This window comes from Pseudomonas sp. DrBHI1 (assembly GCF_002205115.1).
Taxonomy (GTDB): Bacteria; Pseudomonadota; Gammaproteobacteria; order Pseudomonadales; family Pseudomonadaceae; genus Aquipseudomonas; species Aquipseudomonas mosselii.
Genome location: NZ_NIBE01000134.1, coordinates 1 through 1202, shown reverse-complemented (window position 1 = coordinate 1202; position 1202 = coordinate 1). Strand labels below are relative to the sequence as shown.

Below are 1202 nucleotides of genomic sequence, written 5' to 3'. Positions count from 1 at the left end.
ACAGGAACCAAACCTACAGTAGAAAAAATAGACCTGTCCAATTTTCAGCCACTTTCATACTTTTTCACGCCCAAGATCAATAGTAAAATCAGCTGGTCATTTGGCTCTTAAATGGCATAATCTGACGATTCGTTGACGACAACCTCACCCGCTTGATTTAGCGAGAACACTCCACATGCAGCCAGTCATACAACACCCTTGGGATATAACACCAAGCGAGGCCATAGATCTACAGATACGACTATCTAAACTTGTAGTCAAGCAAGATCAGCTTGGGCCTATCTCTAGTATCGCAGGCATTGATGTCGCCTACCACAAAGAAAACGATACACTCATTGCCTCCATTGTTGTGGTTGACGCAGAAAGCCTGGAAATCATCGAAGAGCATGCATGGTCGGATACGACTTCGTTCCCCTATGTGCCTGGTCTTTTTTCGTTTAGAGAGCTGCCTTCTATCGTAAAGCTCTTATCAACTATAACCCACCGACCTGACTTGATCATCTGCGACGGGCAAGGTATTGCTCACCCTCGTCGGTTTGGCTTGGCATCGCATTTGGGGGTACTTTATGACATACCCACTATTGGATGCGGAAAAAGTCGCTTTATTGGTGAATACGCACCTCCCCTTGATGAAAGGGGATGCCAATCAGGCCTGTTCGACGGCGACGAACTAATCGGGGCCGCGCTCAGGACTCAAAAACATGTAAAACCTGTGTTCGTTTCAATGGGCAAAAAGGGGACAGATTTATTTTCTCTACTCTAATTTTGGCCTGCCCTGCTTCCTTCGCTCAATTCGTTTTCCAGTGATCTGCGCGATCTCGTCCACGAACCGGCTACTACCCGTCAATTGTCCTCGCTGAATTGCGTCTCGAATCAGGCTAAGCTCTTCGTCCGATATCGCCTGCCTCACAAACTCGGCGTAGTGCTTGCGCCGGAGCTCTTCAGTTTCCCCCAATGCTTAAAACAAGGGATTATCATCAAGCCAATTCTGCCGTTTCGCAGCTCCCATCCTGATCGAATAACTCGACCAAAGATAATCACCAGCCTCAACTGTCATCCGCGCCCGGACTGGATTCAATTCGATGTAGCGGCAACAAGCCAACAGGTAGGTATCAGACTGCACAATGCTGGACTTAAAACGACTTTCCCACAATGTACCGGTACGACCCTCTAGTCGATTACGATAGCGCGTCGCTCGCGCC

General features: G+C 48.3%; 1 protein-coding gene and 1 pseudogene. One reads left to right on the top strand and one right to left on the bottom strand.

Translation table 11 applies throughout. The annotated features are described in order from the left end of the window. Nucleotides 1-175 precede the first annotated feature (175 nt). A complete protein-coding gene (locus CC207_RS24840) occupies nucleotides 176-763 on the top strand; it encodes an endonuclease V (RefSeq protein WP_088852925.1) in 588 nt (195 codons plus the stop codon). Here CC207_RS24840 and CC207_RS28080 read toward each other — a convergent pair. Then, nucleotides 755-1202 (bottom strand): annotated as a pseudogene (locus tag CC207_RS28080) (transposase); the annotation flags it as partial. The gene CC207_RS24840 and the pseudogene CC207_RS28080 overlap by 9 nt on opposite strands.

Coding starts and splice junctions, on each gene's coding strand:
- CC207_RS24840 (WP_088852925.1), top strand. CDS start 176: ATGCAGCCAGTCATACAACACCCTTGGGATATAACACCAAGCGAGGCC.